Origin of the sequence: Streptococcus sp. ACS2 (assembly GCF_000525585.1) — a bacterium.
Lineage (GTDB): Bacteria > Bacillota > Bacilli > Lactobacillales > Streptococcaceae > Streptococcus.
The window spans coordinates 78,108-98,028 of record NZ_JALT01000026.1 but is presented as its reverse complement, the minus strand read 5'-3'; the positions used below and the strand labels follow the sequence as shown (position 1 = coordinate 98,028).

Annotated in this window: 21 protein-coding genes and 2 pseudogenes; 20 read left to right on the top strand and 3 right to left on the bottom strand. The window is 42.9% G+C overall.

Annotated elements, in window-relative coordinates; all coding sequences use genetic code 11:
• Positions 1–5: 5 nt before the first annotated feature.
• From HMPREF1517_RS05535 to HMPREF1517_RS05475, 13 genes and pseudogenes are all read left to right on the top strand, one after another.
• Positions 6–971 (top strand): zinc-binding dehydrogenase, encoded by a 966-nt coding sequence (locus HMPREF1517_RS05535; protein WP_037599955.1) that lies wholly within the window; start codon positions 6–8, stop codon positions 969–971.
• Entirely contained in the window at positions 964–1,692 is a 729-nt protein-coding gene (locus HMPREF1517_RS05530) for an ABC transporter ATP-binding protein (protein ID WP_037599953.1), read from the top strand. Before HMPREF1517_RS05535 ends, HMPREF1517_RS05530 begins: the two co-directional genes overlap by 8 nt.
• Positions 1,685–3,205, top strand: coding sequence for an ABC transporter permease/substrate-binding protein (locus HMPREF1517_RS05525; RefSeq protein WP_037599951.1), 1,521 nt, complete (start codon positions 1,685–1,687; stop codon positions 3,203–3,205). Before HMPREF1517_RS05530 ends, HMPREF1517_RS05525 begins: the two co-directional genes overlap by 8 nt.
• A gap of 110 nt (positions 3,206–3,315) precedes the next feature.
• The gene (locus HMPREF1517_RS05520) at positions 3,316–4,116 is read left to right on the top strand and encodes a PhzF family phenazine biosynthesis protein (protein ID WP_037599948.1); all 801 of its coding nucleotides are present in this window, start codon (positions 3,316–3,318) and stop codon (positions 4,114–4,116) included.
• 317 nt (positions 4,117–4,433) lie between these two features.
• Positions 4,434–5,036: a hypothetical protein gene (locus tag HMPREF1517_RS05515; protein ID WP_037599946.1), complete on the top strand. Its 603-nt coding sequence runs from the start codon at positions 4,434–4,436 to the stop codon at positions 5,034–5,036.
• On the top strand, positions 5,036–5,827 hold the full coding sequence (locus HMPREF1517_RS05510; protein WP_021144109.1) for an energy-coupling factor transporter transmembrane component T: 792 nt from the start codon (positions 5,036–5,038) through the stop codon (positions 5,825–5,827). Before HMPREF1517_RS05515 ends, HMPREF1517_RS05510 begins: the two co-directional genes overlap by 1 nt.
• Entirely contained in the window at positions 5,803–6,639 is an 837-nt protein-coding gene (locus HMPREF1517_RS05505) for an ABC transporter ATP-binding protein (RefSeq protein ID WP_037599941.1), read from the top strand. The genes HMPREF1517_RS05510 and HMPREF1517_RS05505 overlap by 25 nt, the downstream gene beginning before the upstream one ends.
• Entirely contained in the window at positions 6,626–7,426 is an 801-nt protein-coding gene (locus tag HMPREF1517_RS05500) for an energy-coupling factor ABC transporter ATP-binding protein (protein WP_002891034.1), read from the top strand. Before HMPREF1517_RS05505 ends, HMPREF1517_RS05500 begins: the two co-directional genes overlap by 14 nt.
• A gap of 167 nt (positions 7,427–7,593) precedes the next feature.
• Positions 7,594–7,956 (top strand): annotated as a pseudogene (pnuC, locus tag HMPREF1517_RS05495) (nicotinamide riboside transporter PnuC); the annotation flags it as partial.
• Between the two features lie 140 nt (positions 7,957–8,096).
• Positions 8,097–8,528 carry an Rrf2 family transcriptional regulator gene (locus tag HMPREF1517_RS05490; protein ID WP_037599939.1) on the top strand — a complete coding sequence of 144 codons (432 nt, stop codon included), beginning with the start codon at positions 8,097–8,099 and terminating at the stop codon, positions 8,526–8,528.
• 75 nt (positions 8,529–8,603) lie between these two features.
• Entirely contained in the window at positions 8,604–9,608 is a 1,005-nt protein-coding gene (locus HMPREF1517_RS05485; RefSeq protein WP_037599937.1) for an NADP-dependent oxidoreductase, read from the top strand.
• 12 nt (positions 9,609–9,620) lie between these two features.
• Positions 9,621–10,457: an alpha/beta fold hydrolase gene (locus HMPREF1517_RS05480; RefSeq protein WP_037599934.1), complete on the top strand. Its 837-nt coding sequence runs from the start codon at positions 9,621–9,623 to the stop codon at positions 10,455–10,457.
• A 1-nt stretch (position 10,458) separates the two neighbouring features.
• Positions 10,459–11,331 carry an SDR family NAD(P)-dependent oxidoreductase gene (locus HMPREF1517_RS05475; protein ID WP_037599931.1) on the top strand — a complete coding sequence of 291 codons (873 nt, stop codon included), beginning with the start codon at positions 10,459–10,461 and terminating at the stop codon, positions 11,329–11,331.
• A 63-nt stretch (positions 11,332–11,394) separates the two neighbouring features.
• Here HMPREF1517_RS05475 and HMPREF1517_RS05470 read toward each other — a convergent pair whose 3' ends face one another.
• Genes HMPREF1517_RS05470 through HMPREF1517_RS05460 form a run of 3 tightly spaced genes read right to left on the bottom strand, consistent with a single transcriptional unit; the run spans position 11,395 to position 12,788 of the window.
• On the bottom strand, positions 11,395–11,727 hold the full coding sequence (locus tag HMPREF1517_RS05470; RefSeq protein ID WP_037599928.1) for a hypothetical protein: 333 nt from the start codon (positions 11,725–11,727) through the stop codon (positions 11,395–11,397).
• A gap of 35 nt (positions 11,728–11,762) precedes the next feature.
• Positions 11,763–12,233 (bottom strand): HXXEE domain-containing protein, encoded by a 471-nt coding sequence (locus HMPREF1517_RS05465; protein WP_037599926.1) that lies wholly within the window; start codon positions 12,231–12,233, stop codon positions 11,763–11,765.
• Positions 12,234–12,248: 15 nt separating this feature from the next.
• Positions 12,249–12,788 (bottom strand): TetR/AcrR family transcriptional regulator, encoded by a 540-nt coding sequence (locus tag HMPREF1517_RS05460; protein WP_224111184.1) that lies wholly within the window; start codon positions 12,786–12,788, stop codon positions 12,249–12,251.
• A 133-nt stretch (positions 12,789–12,921) separates the two neighbouring features.
• Between HMPREF1517_RS05460 and HMPREF1517_RS05455 the strand changes: the two genes are divergently transcribed.
• From HMPREF1517_RS05455 to HMPREF1517_RS05430, 7 genes and pseudogenes are all read left to right on the top strand, one after another.
• Positions 12,922–13,818: a cation diffusion facilitator family transporter gene (locus tag HMPREF1517_RS05455; RefSeq protein WP_037599923.1), complete on the top strand. Its 897-nt coding sequence runs from the start codon at positions 12,922–12,924 to the stop codon at positions 13,816–13,818.
• A gap of 111 nt (positions 13,819–13,929) precedes the next feature.
• A complete protein-coding gene (gene hemH / locus HMPREF1517_RS05450) occupies positions 13,930–15,024 on the top strand; it encodes a ferrochelatase (protein ID WP_037599921.1) in 1,095 nt (364 codons plus the stop codon).
• A 95-nt stretch (positions 15,025–15,119) separates the two neighbouring features.
• Positions 15,120–16,157: a zinc-binding dehydrogenase gene (locus HMPREF1517_RS05445; protein ID WP_037599918.1), complete on the top strand. Its 1,038-nt coding sequence runs from the start codon at positions 15,120–15,122 to the stop codon at positions 16,155–16,157.
• Between the two features lie 6 nt (positions 16,158–16,163).
• A pseudogene (locus HMPREF1517_RS10285) lies at positions 16,164–16,409 on the top strand (IS30 family transposase); the annotation flags it as partial.
• 213 nt (positions 16,410–16,622) lie between these two features.
• Complete coding sequence (locus tag HMPREF1517_RS05440; RefSeq protein WP_037597830.1) at positions 16,623–17,018, top strand: CopY/TcrY family copper transport repressor; 396 nt, start codon at positions 16,623–16,625, stop codon at positions 17,016–17,018.
• Positions 17,019–17,036: 18 nt separating this feature from the next.
• A complete protein-coding gene (locus tag HMPREF1517_RS05435) occupies positions 17,037–17,408 on the top strand; it encodes a cupredoxin domain-containing protein (RefSeq protein WP_002891015.1) in 372 nt (123 codons plus the stop codon).
• A gap of 11 nt (positions 17,409–17,419) precedes the next feature.
• Complete coding sequence (locus HMPREF1517_RS05430; RefSeq protein WP_037599916.1) at positions 17,420–19,642, top strand: heavy metal translocating P-type ATPase; 2,223 nt, start codon at positions 17,420–17,422, stop codon at positions 19,640–19,642.
• Positions 19,643–19,921: the final 279 nt, after the last annotated feature.

The window sequence follows — 19,921 nt, the reverse complement described above, 5'->3', positions numbered from 1 at the left end:
ACCTTATGAAAGCAGTTGTTGTGAGCAGTCCAGGTGGACCAGAGGTATTAGAAGTTGTCGAACGACAAAAACCAATTTTGAAGGCCGGTTGGACCTTGGTGAAAATTCAAGGATTTGGCATCAATCACAGTGAAATTTTTACCCGTCAGGGTTTATCGCCGTCAGTTCAATTTCCTCGTGTGTTAGGAATTGAGTGTGTCGGTCTTGTGGAACAAACGACACGACCGGATTTGAAGATTGGACAGCAAATCATTTCCATTATGGGGGAGATGGGGCGAGCTTTTGATGGAGGTTATGCAGAGTATACACTTCTCCCAAATGAGCAAATTTATCCAATCAAGACAGAACTTGATTTGGAAAGCTTGATTGCCCTTCCTGAGACATATTACACAGCTTTTGGTGCTTTTCTTAATCTCAAGATTGAGGAGAAAGATTGCGTGTTAGTTCGCGGAGCAACCAGTGGTGTAGGAATTGCTTTTGCTAAACTGCTTAAAGGAAAATTTCCTGAGATTCACTTGGTAGGAACTAGCCGAAATTTAGCCAAGGAAGAGCAATTGAAGGCGGTTGGTTTTGATCAGGTAATTTTGGAGAAGGATGGCGTTCTGCAAAGTGAGGAGTCTTTCACAAAAATTCTAGATCTAGTGGGACCTCGCCATATCAAAGATAGTATCCATCACTTAAGTGATGGAGGAATTATCTGCTCTTGTGGTCAATTAGGTGGCCAGTGGACCTTGGCTGATTTTGATCCAATTGTTGAATTGTCGAAGAATGTTTATTTAACGACCTTTTATTCGGGGAATGTTTCAAATGAAAAGCTCCAAGAGTTGATTGATTTTGTGGAATTGTATCAAGTGGATGTCCGGCCTGAGAAGGTTTATAAGCTAGAAGAGATACAAGAAGCGCACACCTATCTTGAAAGTAGCCAGTCCTTCGGGAAAGTAATTGTGAAAATTGAGGAAGAATATGATTGAATATAAAAATGTAGTCCTGCGCTACACGGATACAGACATTTTAAAAGATGTCAATCTCCATATTGAAGACGGAGAATTCATGGTGCTAGTGGGTCCTTCAGGATCTGGAAAAACCACCATGATCAAGATGATCAATCGTCTTTTGGAGCCGACAGATGGCAATATTTATATGGACGGAAAACGCATCAAGGACTATGATGAACGAGAGTTACGTCTTTCTACTGGTTATGTTTTGCAGGCCATTGCTCTCTTTCCAAATCTAACTGTCGCTGAGAATATTGCTTTAATTCCAGAGATGAAAGGGTGGACTAAAAGCCAAATAGCCTCTAAAACAGAAGAACTCTTGGACAAGGTAGGTCTGCCTGCTGCAGAGTATGCAAATCGCAAGCCAAGTGAGTTATCTGGTGGGGAGCAACAACGGATTGGAATTGTGCGGGCCATCATTGGAGAACCAAAGATTCTATTGATGGACGAGCCCTTTTCAGCCTTGGATGCCATTTCTCGCAAACAGCTACAGGCTCTTACCAAAGACTTGCACAAGGAGTTCGGCATGACCACTATCTTTGTTACACACGATACCGATGAAGCCTTGAAATTAGGCGATCGGATTGCGGTGCTACAAGAAGGAGAAATTGTGCAGGTGGCGGATTCTGAGACCATTCTAGCCCAACCGGCCAACGACTTTGTGGCAGATTTGTTTGGAGGTGCTCACAATGTCTAAACTACTTACAACCTTTCAAGAACGCTTTGGAGACTGGCTCACTGCACTGGGGCAACATTTGCAACTGTCGTTACTGACCTTGCTCCTTGCTATTTTTCTAGCTGTTCCATTAGCTATTTATTTAAGTACACGCAAGAGAGCCAGCAACTGGGTTTTACAGGTAGCTGGGATCTTCCAGACCATTCCTTCCATGGCCCTTTTGGGGCTCTTCATTCCCATCATGGGAATCGGAACACTTCCGGCCTTGACAGCTCTCGTCATCTATGCCATTTTCCCCATCCTTCAAAATACCATCACCGGTTTGCAGGGGATTGATCCAAGTCTAGAAGAAGCAGGGGTGGCCTTTGGGATGACCAAGTGGGAACGACTCAAGAAGTTTGAGATTCCCTTGGCCATGCCCGTCATCATGTCTGGGATTCGGACAGCAGCTGTGATGATTATTGGGACAGCTACCCTAGCTGCCTTAATTGGAGCTGGGGGACTCGGTTCCTTTATCCTTCTAGGGATTGACCGCAATAATGCCAGTCTGATTTTGATCGGTGCCCTGTCTTCAGCCTTCTTGGCCATCGCCTTTAACCTTCTTCTCAAATGGATGGAAAAGGCTAAATTGCGGACCATCTTTGTGGCTTTTGCGGTAATGGTTATCGGATTGGGAGTATCTTATACACCAAGTTTTCTTCCCAAACCTGAAAAAGAAAATCTGGTCATCGCTGGGAAGTTAGGTCCTGAACCGGAAATTCTAGCCAATATGTACAAGATTTTGATCGAAGAAAACACGGACATGACAGTGACTGTTAAACCAAATTTTGGCAAGACCACCTTCCTCTATGAAGCTCTGAAAAAAGGGGATATTGATATCTATCCAGAGTTTACAGGAACCGTGACCGAAAGTCTTCTCAAGCCGGCGCCGCAAGTCGACCATGATCCAGAAGCAGTCTATCAAGCGGCTCGAGATGGGATCAAGCGACAAGACAACCTGGCCTTGCTCAAACCCATGGCTTATCAGAATACCTATGCTGTCGCGGTGCCTAAGAAAATTGCCCAAGAGTATGGCCTCAAGACCATTTCAGATTTGAAAAAGGTGGAAGGACAACTCAAGGCAGGATTTACCTTGGAGTTTAATGACCGAGAGGATGGGAACAAGGGCCTGCAGAAAGTCTATGGTCTTAATCTACAAGTCTCCACTATGGAGCCAGCCCTTCGCTACCAGGCTATCCAGTCTGGTGAAATCCAGATAACAGATGCCTATTCAACGGATGCCGAGCTTGCTCGCTATGACCTTGTGGCCCTAGAGGATGACAAACAACTCTTCCCACCTTATCAAGGAGCACCCCTCATGAAAGAAGCTCTTCTTAAGAAACATTCAGAATTGGAAGGCATTCTAAACAAGTTGGCTGGTAAAATCACAGCAGAGCAAATGAGCCAGATGAACTACCAAGTGGGAGTAGCAGGTAAACCGGCTGCCCAAGTCGCACATGATTTCTTGGTAAAAGAAGGTGTTATTAAGAAATAATGGAAAATTTGCACAAAAAGTAACTTTTTAAATAACTATTTTAGTTACTATTTGTCTGTTTTCTATCCTATTTTCAGATATAATAAAGATAACAAATTAAGGAGCCCTTCATGCCAATTAGTCAATATACGATTTCACAATTTATCGTAGATGCTTTTACAGATACCGTTTTTAAGGGGAACCCAGCTGCTGTTTGTCTTCTGGACGAATGGTTGTCAGATGCTACCTTACAGAATATTGCCAAAGAAAATAATCTCTCTGAGACGGCTTTTACGGTTAAAAAGAACGGCTATTACGATTTACGTTGGTTTACTCCCGGTGGAGAAATCGATTTGTGTGGTCATGCTACTTTAGCAACTGCCTTCGTTCTCTTTCAATTTATAGAAGTGGATGTTGATAGTCTAACCTTTACAACTCAGAGTGGGGAGCTTTTGGTAACCAAAAGAGGAGAGCTATATGAGCTGAATTTCCCAGTTTACTCGATGCACCAAGTTCCAGTAACAAGTGAGATGGAAGAAGCAATCGGTGTCCGTCCTCTTGAAGCGTGGCTTGGAAGAGATCTAGTGTGTATCCTCCCTCATGAAAATGATGTCATTGCTGCGACCCCAGATTTCGATAAAGTTAAAGCATTAGATGGCTTACTCCTAAATATCACAGCTAAAGGAAGCAAGTATGATACTGTGACTCGAAGTTTCGCTCCAAAATTATCAATCAAGGAAGATCCAGTTTGTGGCTCAGGACACTGTCATGTTATTCCTTTATGGGCTAATAAGTTGGCTCAAGCAGAATTTAGTGCCTACCAAGCCTCTGAAAGGAGTGGACTCCTCCTTTGTCGTATAAAGGGAGATAGGATTTACCTTGCAGGTAAGGCTGCCCTTTATGGCCGTGGTGAAATCTATATCATGGACTAAATTTCGGTCAATGACAACAGCTCAGAAATATTAGTGATAGTAAGTAAAACAAAATCCCAATCGAAAGATGTCTAGCTGAGCTAGGCATTTTAAATTATTTCATATTTCTTGAAGAATTTTCAGAAAAGACTTGACAATTTTGAAAATAAGCGTATCATATAGAGTATGAACTTAGAAATAGTAATTTTACTATATTAATCTATGTCGACTACGGTTGGTATTGTGAAAAGACTAAATAGTTCTATTAACTATTCTATAGAGCGTTGCGTCCGAAAGTCATTCCTGACACGGCTCTTTAAAAACAAAAGGAGAAGATTATGAAAACAGAACCGATTCATCGTACCAGTATGTGGAAATTTAAGTTAAGTGCTTCCACCATGACTTTGATTCCCGCTGCCGTGGGGATTAACTATGTTGCCAAAGCCTTGGCGGAGGGGTTAAAGTTGCCCGTTTGGCTGGGGTCTTTGGGAACCTTTCTTGCCAGCATGTTGGCTGGGCCGGTTGCCGGTGCCATCAGTGGTTTCATCAACAACGTGATCTATGGGCTGACCTTATCGCCAATTTCAACCGTGTATGCGATTACCAGCATCGGAATTGGGATTGCTGTCGGAGTTTTGCACGCCAATGGGTGGTTCTCGTCAGTGCGACGAGTATTTGTTTCTGCTATTATTATTGCCATCGTTTCAGCTGTCATTTCAACGCCACTCAACGTCATCTTTTGGGGTGGTCAGACCGGTATCGCTTGGGGTGACTCATTGTTTGCGGTAATGGTCGCCAATCATGCACCAGTGTGGCTGGCCTCATTTACCGATGAGTTTGTCTTGGATATTTTGGATAAAGTCTGCGTGGCCTACCTGGCATTCTTCATCTATCGTCAGCTGCCGAAGCGGATGGTGCACTTCTTTAGCGGTGATAAATGATGACTGATCAAACATTGATTTCTGGAGCGCCACGGGTCAAGCTCAAGTGGTACCAGGTGATCGATCCGATTACTAAGCTCTTGTTCATCTTGGACATGACGTTGTTGAGCTTTGCCAGTATGAATTTATTGCTTCAGGCCGGATTAATTCTTGTCGCAACATTGCTATTGTTATTTTCCAAATTGAGTTCTACCATCTTTAAGGCGCTGGGATTCAGCCTGTTTCTGATTTGCACCATGCTGATCATCCAAGGGTTATTTTACAGTCGGAATCAAACTGTGCTGTTTTCTGTGCTTGGGGTGTCGTTCTACAAAGAAGGCCTGATTTACGCCACCACTCTGGGTTGTCGAGTATTGGTGATTATTTTGACCAGTGGCTTTTTTATGGTGACCACGAGTATTTCAGAAAACGCGGCCTATTTGGAACTGTCCGGATTGTCTTATAAAACCGTCTACGTTCTGATGTCGGTGTGTTATATTTTGCCGGAAATGATGCGCAATATGCGGAAAATCCAGCAGGCACAAAAAGTTCGCGGAACCAATCCGCAAAAAACGTTGATTCAGAAATTAAAGTCAGTCCTGCCGGTTCTAATTCCATTGGTGATTAAGACCTTGGATCAATCGATGGCGCGGTCGATTTCTCTCCAACTGAGAGGTTTTGATAATCCCAACCGGACTGTCAGAACCTCCCAGCGCGTGTATCGCCTGTCGCGGACGCTGCACATTGGTCTGACTGGATTGGCAATTTTATTAATTGGGTGGAAGATATGGAAGAAAATAAACGGATTGTAATTGAAAATTTGACCACCCGTTATCCGGGTACTGAGCAACCACAACTTCGTCAGATTAACGCGGAGGTTCATACCGGCCAGGTGGTTGGGATTATCGGGAATAGCCACTCCGGCAAATCGACTTTGTGCCGTGTGCTAGCAGGGGTCATTCCCAAAATTGTGTCTGCTGAGATTGAGGGCGACTGGCACATGTTTGGCCAGCGAGTGTCCGACAATTGGCCCGTTTATAATGCCATGAATGGAGTTGTACTGCAAAATCCAGCTGGCCAACTAAGCGGGTTGGCAGACACGGTTGCCGATGAAATCGCCTTTGACTTGATTAATCAGGGAATGGCTGAAGGACTGATTCAAAAACGGGTTGAAGAAGTTGCCACGCAAATGGGGCTGATTGAACAGCTGAATTTGCGTCCCGAGAGCCTTTCCGGTGGTCAGATCCAGCGGTTGGCAATTGCCACGGCGATTGTGGCTAATCCGGCTGTTTTGATTATGGATGATCCGACCAGTCAGATGGATCCCCTTGGCCGCCGGCAATTTTTCCAATGGCTGGCCCAAGTCAAAGAGACAACTGTCTTCATTGTCACCAGTGAAATTGACGATTTGTGCGAAGTCACCGACGTTGTGTGGGTGCTGCACGAGGGTCAATTGGTAGCCCAGGGCAGGCCGGGTGAGGTGTTTAATCATTTGGCAGCTGACTGGCAGATTCCAGCCCCGACAATCCAGCAACTTGCTCAAAAAATGGATTGGCACTTGGCTGATGGCCGGTATCCGGTGAATGGCGCTGATCTGAAGGAGGCTTGTTATGTCCACAATTGAACTGAACCACCTGACGTTCACTTATCCGGAACGGTCCTTTAGCTTGGATGTTGAAGACAAACACTTCGCCGATCCGATGGTGGCGATTGTCGGCCAAAATGGTGCCGGCAAATCAACGCTCTTCAAATTGTTGACGGGCTTGCTGACACCACAAACCGGTGTGATTAAGATCGATGGAGAAAATTTTAATGATCTTAAACCAGTCGAAAAGTTACTGAAGGTTGGGATTACTTTTCAGAATCCTGACGATCAGCTTTTCAACCCGACCGTTCAACGAGAGGTGGAGTGGAGTGTCGCGCAGGTCATGGATGACCACGACACGATTACGAGGCGGGCTTTAGCGGCTCTAAAAAGAGTTGGCTTGGATGATAAAGCAGCTGAAAGTCCATATGACCTGTCATTGTCGGAACGCAAGCTGTTGAGCGTTGCCACAGTTTTGGCAGTGGATCCGGCGATTTATTTATTTGATGAGCCGATGATGTCGCTTGATTGGGAAAGCCGGCGCAAGTTGACCGCAATTTTCCATCAGTTGGCTGATTCGGGCCACCAAGTTGTGACCATCACCCATGACATGGATTGGGTCGCCGCCGAGTTTGAGTCGGTGTATGTTATGGAACACGGGAAGTTTGGCTTCGCCGGCAGTCCACGGGAATTGTTCAGCGATCACGAACTTGTCCAGCGAGTGGGATTACTACCACCGCGGATTATGGACATAGCAGAGTCGCTGGGTGATTCACAGACATATTTATCGGTTAATGATTATTGCCAGAAAAATCGAGATGTATAGAAAAAGTCACCTCTGCGGGTTTTCCAGGTTGAAGGATTAACTTCAGCTTCTGGCAAGAACTCACGGTTCTTTTCTACCATTTGTCAAGTCTATCAAGGCTTTAAGTAAAAAAAAGAGATAAGACAGTATCTATTCTGAGGTTACTGTCTTATTTTTAACATTTTTTGATCTATCAAGCCCAGTTCAAAAAAGAACAGCAGGAATTTGTTGCCCGTAAATTGGATGTGGTGGGATGGATTAAGTACTTATCAATTAGTGTGCTTTGGTGGTTAACCTTTGGTTTCATTTACCAATCCGTTGGCGCCAATCGTCCGTTCCGTGATTCTATTACTGATGCGACAAATGGTGTTGGTCAGCTCTTGATGACAGCTGTTTACCGTGAACAATGGATTTTTTGGGCTGCCACTAATGTTTTCTCTATCTACTTGTGGTGGGGAGAAAGCTTACAAATTCAAGGAAAATACTTCATTTACCTTATCAACAGTTTAGTTGCTTGGTACCAATGGAGCAAGGCAGCTAAGAAAGCTTAGTACTGATGTTTATCAATTAATAAGAGGATCCAGTAGGGTCCTTTTTTTGTGTTTTTACAGTGAAGCAAAAGTCTTGCTTTTCTTTTTATTTGTGTTATACTTGTTCCTGTGCCGGATACAAGTTATCTAAAGGAGTTTATATGGATACGAAATTTTCAGTAGCCTTGCACATCCTAACCATGATTAGTGAGAGCAAGGATACCTTAAGTTCACAAGCTCTGGCTGAGAGTGTTGGGACCAATGCGAGTTATATTCGTAAGGTGATTGTCTTATTGAAAAATGCTGGACTAATCCAGTCTCAGCAGGGAAAAACGGGCTACCAACTTAGTAAATCCCCAAAGGACATCACCTTACTTAACATTTATTTTGCGACACAAGAAGTCAGCCACATCAGCCTATTTCCCGTTCATCAAAATAGCAATCCCGATTGCCCAGTAGGGAAACATATCCAGGCTGCCGTTTCACCACTATTTGCTAGCGCTGAAGCTCAACTTGAGAAGGAACTAGCCCACCAAACCTTAGAAGATGTCATTAACAATCTTTATAAAGAAGCCAAACAAAAACGAAACTGATTTGCATGCAGATCAGTTTTAAAAAGACTAGACTTGTATCTTTGTCAGATACAACAAAATAGAAAAGAGAAGACAATGAAAGCTGCACAACATACTACTTATAACAAAAAGAATATCACTCTTAACATCACAGAAATCGCTACACCAAGTATCACAGACAATGAAGTTTTGCTCAAAGTCACCGCAGCTGGTGTTAATCCTCTGGATAACATGATTTCCCGAGGAGAAGTCAAGATGATCGTTCCTTACAAACTCCCACAAACTGCGGGAAATGAAGTGGTCGGTATCATTGAAGAGACCGGTAGACAAGTCAAAAATCTCAAAGTTGGAGACCGTGTCTTTGGACGTCTCCCACTTGATCATATTGGCGCCTTTGCAGAATACGTCGCTGTCGATAGCCAAGCCTTAGCCAAGGTTCCAGACTATCTATCAGACGAGGAAGCCGCTGCTGTGCCTTTGACTGCCTTGACCGTTATGCAAGCCTTAGACCTCATGGGCACTCAAGCTGGCAAAACTATCTTTATCTCTGGTGGTACTGGAGGTGTCGGTGGAATGGCCATTCCGATTGCCAAGGCTAAAGGTTTGACAGTCATCACCAATGGGGCTGGAGATAGTGCTGAGCGTGTATTAAACTTAGGAGCAGGCCGCTTTATCGATTACAAAACAGAGGATTATACAAAAACGGTTAGCCAGGTTGATTATGTCCTCGATACCCTTGGGGGCGCTGAGACTGAAAAACAAATGTCTATCATGAAAAAAGGTGGTCAGCTTGTTTCCCTCCGTGCGATGCCAAATTGTGACTTTGCCAAACGCATGAACCTGGCAAAATGGAAACAGATCCTACTTGGACTAGCCGGTCGCAAATTTGATAAGATGGCTGACAAATACGGCGTTCACTACCATTTTATCTTTGTAGAAAGCAATGGCGCTCAATTACAAGAGGTAGCTGACCTCTTTAGCAAATTGGAAATCAAGCCATCTATCGATACAGTCTATCCATTTGAAGAAGTGAATAGCGCCTTAGACAAGGTCGCTAATGGTCGCTCGCGTGGAAAAACAATCCTCAGCTTTAAGAAATAAAAGGAAAAGACAATGCCATATCTTACAACTAAAAATCAATACATCACTGTCCAAGGAAACAAAATCGCCTATCGCGAACTCAGCAAAGGCCAATCAAAACTACCTCTTCTGATGCTGGTCCATTTGGCAGCAACCCTCGATAACTGGGATCCAAAACTCTTGGACTTGATTGCTGAAAAACACCATGTGATTGTGGTCGACCTTCCTGGTGTCGGAGCCAGTCAAGGCAAAGTGGTGCCAACCATTTCTGGAATGGCTGAGCAGACAATTGCCTTTGTAAAAGCCCTTGGTTACGATAAAATCAATCTCCTAGGTCTTTCTATGGGAGGTATGATTGCCCAAGAAATGGTCCGAATTAAGCCTGATTTGGTCAACCGTCTTATCTTGGCAGGAACAGGACCTCGGGGAGGAAAAGAGGTCGATAAGGTCACAGGGAAAACATTTAACTATATGTTTAAAGCTGGACTCGAGCGCATCGATCCTAAACGCTATATCTTCTATAACCATGATGAACAAGGAAAAATCGAAGCCTTGAAAGTTCTCGGACGAATGGGAATGCGAACCAAAGAATTTGCGGACAAAGACATGAGTGTGCCTGGTTTCTTGACTCAACTTAAAGCTATTAAACGTTGGGGGAAAGATTCTCAAGACGACCTAACATTTATCACCCAACCAACCTTAATCGTCAACGGCGACCAGGATATGCAGGTTCCAACGGAAAATTCTTATGATATGCATGAGAAAATAAAAGATAGTAAGCTCATCATCTATCCAAATGCTGGTCACGGTTCGATCTTCCAATATGCAGAAGAGTTTTCGAAAGAACTCATTGCTTTCTTGGAGGACTAATATGGTCAAAACCATTCTAATAACAGGTGCTACGGATGGTATTGGTAAACATTTGGCAAAGAAACTGACTAGTGAAGGCCATCATGTCATCCTTCATGGTCGCAATCCTCAAAAACTTGAGTTGGCGCTTCGAGAGGTTCGGGCCGTTTCCCTGAGAGGAAGAGTTTCAAGCTACTTGGCAGATTTTTCAAAATTAGATGAGGTTTATCGATTTGCGGAGGAAATCAAGCGTGACTTTCAAAGGATCGATGTCTTATTTAACAATGCAGGCCTGTATGTAGGAAAAGAACGAAAAGCGAGTGCTGAAAATGTCGAGTTGACTTTTATGTTATCCGTTCTCGTTCCCTATATGTTAACAACTGAGCTAAGCCCCTTGTTAGAAAAAACGCCTGATGGCCGTGTCATTAATACCTCTTCCTATATGCATCATTTTGCCAAGGTTAAGGATTTGGACTTTGGATTTGAGAAAGAATACAATCCAGGATTGGCTTATAATAATTCCAAACTCTATACCATTTGGATGACACGCTATCTAGCAAGAGATTTCTTTTTAAAAGGTTCAAACATCACTATCAATGCCTACCATCCTGGTCTTATCTCGACTAACTTGGGGAATGATTCTAGTGATGAAAAGACGAAAAAGTCTCTCTTTGAACGCTTGTTGAAGTCTCTTTCGAAAGATCTAGATCAGGGAATCGAAACAGGTTATTATCTCACCTTGTCAGAGGAAGTCAGGGGCTTGACTGGCTACTATTTTGATGAAAAGAAAGTCAAGTCGGTATCTGAAAAAGGCTATTCATTTGAAAAAGCACAGAAATTAATGGATTACTGCCTAGAAAAGATTAAACTGTTTAAAGAAAAGCAAGATTTTTAATTCCTTATTGATTTCGTAACTACCAAAAAACTCAAGTTTTCATTGATAAAACTTGAGTTTTTCTTAGATAAGGGCTAATAAAGTGGTAAGAATCAGAGCAATTCCGATCCGAATGACATGGTGGGCTAGATGGAAGTTTTCTTTGTGCTTGCCATTCCAATAGGCTCCGTAGCAAATTACCCCACAACCAATCATCCAAAGAGATAGTGCGACAATCGAGAAAAAGAAGTAGAGGAAGAGAGACAAAGTCGCAAGGCTACTTCCGATGAGGAGAAATTGATTTCCTAGAGTGTGATTTCCTTTTTTAACTTCAGAAAGGGAGGCCAACAAATGAAGCAGGACAAAAGCAAGCGCTAAGAAGACTGTGATGATGCTAAAGATTAGATAAAGTGACATAGATGTTTCCTTTCTAAGATATGATTGTCTGAGTGCTATTTTTTATGACTGATTTTATGAAGAATCATAAATGATACTAGAAGATTTAAAACGATAACCAGTAAAGTCAAAAAAGAGAAACCATAGAGTTTGACTGAAATTTCAATTTTGAGAAATGCGATGGAGAACAAGCTCGTTAAACTGCCCGTTAACAAGCCAGGAACATATTTTCGAAGGACAATTGTCTGAATCAGATGTCCGAAAATATGGTAGATATAAGCAATTACAATGGTTGCGTAAATAGTATAGTTGCTAAACTGATAGCTAAGAAAAAGTGATAGAAGCAGGATCAGAAACTGCTCCAAGACAATGGCATTGAAAGTAAAAGGAGTGTAATAAGAAAGGAATCGAATATCTGGAAACTGTGCTGATAGTTTTTTGACAAAGGAGGGCATCCATATGATTTCCTCAAGTTCGTGAAGCATGAATAAGGCTGGAAAGAGAAAATAAAATTGAGTGAGGGTCATTAAAAAAACTTCTTTCTAGTTTGAACCAACTTTCAGTATCTCCAAATAAAACTGGACAGCTTCCTGCTCGCTATAGGACTTGCCTTTTTTCAACCACCAGCTGAGGGTTTCAATGAAATGGCTGACGACCAGATGCTTGAGATAGGAGTGAGGGATGGTTGGGTGCGATTGAATCAGCTCCTCGGCAACCATTGGATAGACATCATGTTCTAGCTCTTTTCGCAGTTGCCGGATAAAATAATCATTTTTGGAGAGTAAGAGACTGGTTACATGGTCTTGATTTTTCTTAAAATGTTGAAAGATATGTGCTAGGTAGTCTTGTGGAGAGAGGTGTTGAGCACGCTCAAACAAATGGTGAAAGAGTTTTTGGCAGAGCTCATCCAGTAGTAACTCTTTGCTCTCATAATGGCTGTAAAAGGTCGAACGTCCTACATCAGCCAAGTCAATAATCTCCTGAACGGTGATGGTCTCATAATCTTTTTGGTTAAGTAAGCGCAAGAAAGCTTGATAGATGGCTTTTCTAGTCTTGGTAATGCGACGATCTTGTGCAGTCATATGGACACTATGAACAAACTGTTCAGTAACGTACACAGCGAACGGTTTGCCCCTATCCTTTCTGTTGATAGTATTGGATAATAGATAATGAACATGATGTTCATGAATCTATTATAACAAAGGAAGAAATATAATGAAGACAAAATATGCGGTTTGGTTGACTTTTTTATTAAATCTAAGCTTTGCCATTGTTGAATTTATTGCGGGTGGAATTTTTGGTTCTAGTGCAGTTCTCGCTGATTCGGTCCATGACTTTGGAGATGCAATCGCCATTGGCATCTCAGCTTTTCTAGAGAGCATTTCCAATCGGAAAGAAGACAGCCATTACACCTTGGGCTACAAGCGTTTTAGCCTTTTAGGTGCCATGGTGACCGCTGTGATTCTGATGACAGGGTCTGGTATGGTGATTTTAGAAAATGTAAGCAAGCTTTTCCACCCACAGCCCATCAATGACGAAGGGCTTCTTTGGTTGGGAATTATTGCTATCAGTGTCAATGTGCTGGCGAGTCTGGTCATTCGCAAGGGGCAAACCAAGAATGAATCCATTCTCAGCCTGCACTTTTTGGAAGACACCTTGGGTTGGTTGGCCGTCATCTTGATGGCCATTGTTCTCCGATTTACTGACTGGTATATCCTGGATCCGCTCCTGTCCCTTGCCATTTCCTTCTTTATTCTATCAAAAGCCATTCCACGTTTTTGGAGCACGCTCAAGATTTTCCTGGATGCTGTACCAGAAGGGGTGAACATCCAGAAGATAAAGACGGATTTGGCTGAATTGGACCATGTTGCTAGTATCAATCAGCTCAATCTCTGGACCATGGACGGCTTAGAGAAGAATGCTATTGTCCATGTTTGTCTGGAGCATGTCAAGCATATGGAGGTCTGTAAAGAGTCTATCCGCACCTTGCTTAAAGACTGTGGCTTTCAAAATGTCACCATCGAAGTGGATGAAGACCTAGCAACTCACCGCGCCCACAAGCGAAATATCGAAGAGCTGGAAGCAGAAAGTGAGCAGCAAAACCATCATTAAGGTTTGTTTTTAAACTCTTAAAGTCTACCTTTAAGAGTTATTTTGATACTAAGTTCCCTAAAGTAAGCCTTTTCATGCTAAAATAGAATAAACGTGAAACAAGGAGTATTTATGAGTAAGAGAGCTGTGTTGATGATGACCTTTGGGTCACCAGAAGAGATTACCTATGAAGGAGTAGCGGAATTTTTCACGAATATCCGACGTGGTGTTCGTCCTGAACCACATGAAATTCAGACTTTATATGACAATTACGTACGAATTGGCGGAACTCCACTTCAAAGGATAACTAGAGAAGAAGTGGATCTGGTTGCTTCTGCTCTTGGAGAACACGCATCAGTATACTTTGCTAATAAATTTTCCCGCCCTTTTATCACTGATGTAATCAAAGAGATGGAGAATGACGGAATTGAAGAATGTTTGTGCTTGATTTTAGAGCCTCATTATTCTTACTATTCTGTCATGGGATATGAGAAATTTTTAAAAAGTGAGCAGATTAGGTTTCAAATTATCAAGGACTGGTACCGTGAACACGACCTACTCTACTATTGGGCTGATGAGATTCGAAATATTTTAGATCAAATTAGAGATGACAGCTATAAGGTGATTTTTTCAGCTCATAGTGTCCCAGTTTTGGCCCTTGATTTTGGTGATCCTTATATAGATCAGATTTATGACAATACTCGCTTGATTGTGAAAATTTTAGGCCTTGAAGAAGACCAGTATAACAATACATGGCAGAGTGAAAGTGATATTGGTATCCCTTGGATTAAACCTGATGTCTTAGAATACCTTCATGATGAGAAGGAGCACCCTGACCACTATATTTTTGTCCCGATAGCTTTTATTAGTGAGCATATTGAGGTTCTTTTTGATAATGATGTGGAGTGTAAGGAGCTTTGTCATGAGCTTGGTGTGACCTATCACCGTCCTCCTATGCCAAATAGCGATACTCGTTTGATTAAAGCCCTTCTTTCAACCATTCAGTCTCATATAGACGGTGACTATCGTTACTATCATCCTCAACTAGAGACTTTTGATGAGTTGGAAGCTCCTTCAAACACAGGACAGATTTTAGAAGAGGAAGAAGATATTCAGATGCCTGATTTCGTCAAAAAATTGATTGCTAAAAAAGGTCGAGAGAATGTCAAGATGCCATATCTAGTTAAGAAAATGCTTGAAAAGAAGTATGGGAAAAAATATGATTAAGTAACTAAATATGACCGTAATAGGGAGTGATTGATGTGAGCGATTTCTTGTTAAAAAGTATATACTATCAGTAACGAAAGAATAGAGGTTATTAAATGAAATCAGCAGTTTATGTCAAAGCTGGGCAGGTTGGTCTAGCAGAAATTGATCGCCCGCAAATCGTAGCAGCAGATGATGCCATTATTCGCATTATTCGCACTTGCGTTTGTGGATCGGACCTTTGGAGTTACCGTAATCCGGAAATGGAAGAAGGACATAGAAATAGCGGTCATGAGGCTATCGGAATTGTCGAAGAAGTTGGCGAGGAAGTTACTACAGTAAAACCAGGTGACTTTGTCATTGCCCCTTTCACACATGGTTGTGGACAGTGTGATGCCTGTCGTGCTGGTTTTGATGGCTCTTGTGACAACCACCCAGGTAATAACTGGTCTGGGGGCGTGCAGGCTGAGTATATCCGTTTCCACTTTGCCAACTGGGCCCTTGTCAAAATTCCTGGGCAATCTTCAGATTATAGTGAAGACATGCTCAAGTCACTTTTGACACTGGCTGATGTCATGCCGACGGGTTACCATGCGGCGCGTGTGGCTAATGTGCAAAAAGGTGACAAGGTGGTCGTTATCGGCGATGGGGCTGTTGGGCAATGTGCTGTCATAGCAGCTAAGATGCGTGGAGCTTCACAAATTGTCCTTATGAGTCGTCATGAAGATCGTCAAAAAATGGCTTTGGAGTCTGGTGCGACTTCAGTTGTTGCTGAACGTGGCGAAAAAGGCATTGCCAAAGTCCGTGAAATCCTCGGGGGAGGAGCAGATGCAGCTCTCGAATGTGTCGGTACAGAAGCAGCGGTAGATCAAGCTCTTGGAGTCCTTCATAATGGTGGTCGTATGGGATTTGTTGGTGTTCCACACTATGAAAATCGTGCCATTGGATCAACCTTTGGACAAAATACAACGATTGGTGGCGGACCAGCCTCTGTCACAACCTATGATAAACAAGTTTTGTTAAAAGCTGTTCTTGATGGCGACATCAATCCAGGCCGAGTCTTTACGACAAGTTATAAATTGGAAGATATTAATCAAGCCTATAAAGATATGGATGAACGTAAGTCTATTAAGGCTATGATTGTGATAGAGTAACGAATTAAGTCGATCACTTTTGATTGCGGAAAAGAATTTTATAATTGGAAATCTATTTCGAATGCACATGACATTGATATTTTCTTTGCGGATCCAGGATGTCCTGGGCAACAAGGTCTCAATGAACATTCTAATGGCTTATTAAGACGAAATGGACTACCTAAACAAATGGATTTTACGAATATTTCTCAAAATTATTTATCAGCTACAGCTGATAAAAGAAATAGAATTCCTAGGAAGTCTTTGAATTAACAAACACTATACCAAGTTTTTCTCTGTTACATGAAAAATCTAACTTAATTTGACAATTTAGGGAGATAAAAATAGGGAGTGAAAAAAGCCCAATCAGACAGATCTTCAAAGGAAGATTTGTTTTTTTTTTTTAACTTTGGGTTGACAAATGTAAACCTTAGGAGTAGAATAACATTGTAAGGTTTACAAATGTAGATTTAGAAAGGAGAGGTCATGCAAATTTCCAATGCGGAATGGCGCATCATGAAGATTATCTGGATGGAAGGCAAGCAGACCAGCACGGATTTGATCGCCGTCTTGTCCGAGCGCTTTGACTGGTCGAAGTCGACCATCAAGACCCTCTTGCTCCGCTTGGTGGAAAAGGGGTGCTTGACTAGAGAAAAAACAGGCAAAGCCTTTGTTTACTCGGCATTGTTGACGCAGGACCAGAGTTTAGACTTGGTGGTTGAGGAGGTGAAAGACAAGGTTTGCTCAAAAAGAATTGTCCAGGTGCTTGAAAACTTGATTCAGGAGAGTGACTTTACGCTTGCAGATCTTAATCAGCTGCAGCAGGTCCTGGAAGAAAAGAAAGCAGAGGCTGTCGAAACAGTCCCTTGCAATTGTATGTAGTAGAAAGAAGGAAATTTCATGTTTGGATTGTTAATTAGTATTGTTTGTTTACTTGGGGTTGCTTTTATTGCTTGGTGGTTCTTTGCAGAGCATGAAAAGGTAAGCGGCCACGCTCGTCAGAAATCAGGTTATCAAGAAATTGAAGTCGAAGTCATGGGGGGCTATTCGCCTGAAACCATTGTCCTGAAAAAGAATGTTCCAGCCCGGATCATCTTTAATCGCAAGGATCCATCTTCATGTCTGGCTCAAGTGATCTTTCCAGATTTTGGCGTTCATGAAGATTTGCCTTTAGGTGAAAAACATGTCATTGAAATTACGCCAGAAAAAGCGGGCGAATATGGGTATTCATGTGGAATGAACATGATGCATGGTCAAATGATTGTGGAATAAAGGAGTTAGGTATGGTAGAAAAACAAAAAGCAGTTGTGGAAAACGGAGTGCAAAAGATCCGTATTACAGCAGAAAAGGGCTATAGTCCCAAAGAATTTCAACTTCAAAAAGGGATCCCTGCTGAAATCACCTTCCATCGGGTCAATCCTTCCGGCTGTTACAAGGAAATTTTGTTTGAAGATCAGGGAATTTTAGAGCCTTTGGAAGTCGGTGTGGATAAGGTGATATCCTTTACCCCGACAGAAACAGGGGACTTTGAGTTTTCATGTGGAATGAAGATGCAAAAGGGTTCCTACACGGTTGTGGAAAAACGCCGTCGTGTCTTAAGTTTACGGGGTCGCTTTTGGATTACTAGTATCTTTACCCTTCCTTTATTGATCTTGATGATCGGGATGTGGGCAGGATTTGTATCCCATCCAGTCAGTCGCTGGGGAACTTTTCTAGCGACAACGCCGATCATGTTGGTAGCAGGAGTACCTTTTATCAAGAGTGCCTGGGCCTCATTTAAGAAGCACCATTCCAATATGGATACCTTGGTAGCTCTTGGAACCCTGGTAGCCTATGTCTATAGTGTATTTGCCCTTTTTACTGGTCAGCCAGTATACTTTGAGGCTGCGGGTTTTATCATCTTCTTTATCCTCTTAGGGCAAATCTTTGAAGAACGGATGCGTAACAATGCCTCCGAGGCTGTGGAAAAGTTGTTGGATTTGCAGGCAAAAACGGCTCAAGTTCTCCGTGATGGGAACTATGTCGAGGTGGCGGCAGAAGATATCCAAATTGATGACTTGATTCGGGTCCGTCCTGGGGAAAAGATTGCGGTTGATGGGACGATTGTAGAAGGAAGTACGACCATTGATGAGTCGATGGTGACAGGTGAAAGCTTGCCTGTAGAAAAATCAGTTGGTGATGCAGTTATCGGCTCCACTATCAACAGCAATGGGACCATTCTCTTTAAGGCTGAAAAAGTCGGTAGTGAGACCCTCTTATCTCAAATTGTGGACTTTGTCAAAATGGCCCAATCCAGTCGTGCTCCCATTCAAGATTTGACGGATAAGATTTCAGGTATCTTTGTTCCAGTGGTGACGATTTTGGCCATTGCGACTTTCTGGGTTTGGTCCGTGCTTCTGGGCGCGTCGCTTCAAGAGGCCATGCTCTATGCAGTCTCTGTCCTCATTATTGCCTGTCCTTGTGCCCTTGGTTTAGCAACCCCAACAGCCCTGATGGTCGGAACCGGCCGTAGTGCCAAGATGGGGGTTCTGATTAAAAATGGAACAGTTCTTCAAGAAGTGCAAAAGATTCAAACCGTTGTGTTTGATAAGACAGGGACTATTACTATTGGTCAACCACTTGTAACCGATGTTGTAGGAGATGAAGCGCGTGTCTTGACACTGGCTGCTAGTCTTGAAACTTTTTCAGAACATCCACTAGCCCAAGCGGTGTTATCCCAAGCAGAAGAAAAAGGTTTGGTGTTATCCCCTGTGGAAAACTTCCAAGCGATTGAAGGAAAAGGGGTCCAAGGTCAGATCGACCAGCAGTTGGTGACCTTGGGAAATGGCAAACTTCATGACGGGACAGCGATGGATCCGGAGCTTGAAAAACGGATGGTAGACTTGCAAGAGCAGGCCAAAACAGTGATCAGTTTGTCTGTGGATGGGCAAGTGATTGGCTTGATTGCCATTCAAGATGCTCCAAAGGCCAGCTCAAAAGAAGCGATCAAAAAGCTCAAAGAACGGGGCTTGAAAACGGTCATGTTAACGGGGGATAATGAACGGGTGGCCCAAGCTATTGCTAAGCAAGTGGGAATTGACACCGTCATTGCTGATGTCCTTCCTCAAGAAAAAGCTAGCGCCATCCAAAAACTGCAAGAAGCTAGCAAGGTCGCGTTTGTTGGAGATGGGATCAATGATGCTCCAGCTCTCTCGATCGCAGATGTGGGGATCGCTATGGGATCTGGAACGGATATTGCGATCGAGTCCGGTGGCATCGTGCTCACGCAAAATGATTTGCTTGGCGTTGTGCGCGCCTTTGACATGAGTCAAAAGACCTTCCGTAGGATCTTACTCAATCTCTTCTGGGCCTCTATCTACAATATCCTTGGGCTTCCAATTGCTGCAGGAGTATTTGTAGGACTGGGATTGACCCTCAATCCAGAACTAGCAGGTCTTGCCATGGCCCTTAGTTCTTTGTCTGTTTTGACTAGCTCTCTGCTTCTCAATGTTGCGAAAATTGATTAAATGAAACAAAAAGAGAGTGGGACAGAAATCGGTAATTCGTTAGAATTCGATTTTGTCGTCTCACCTCCGCACAGTTGAGTAGGGCTGTAAAAGCTAATGAAATTAGCGTAGTAGAGCCTACTCAACCACTGCGTCTTGCTCGACAATCCAAAAACAATTAAGAGGCTAGGACTTTTGTCCCAGCCTCTTTTTGTTCGATTTCCTACAGCTACAAGCCTTAGAGGTGCTTGCAAATTATAATAAAATATCCTATTATAAGATAGTTTGTGAGAATTTCTC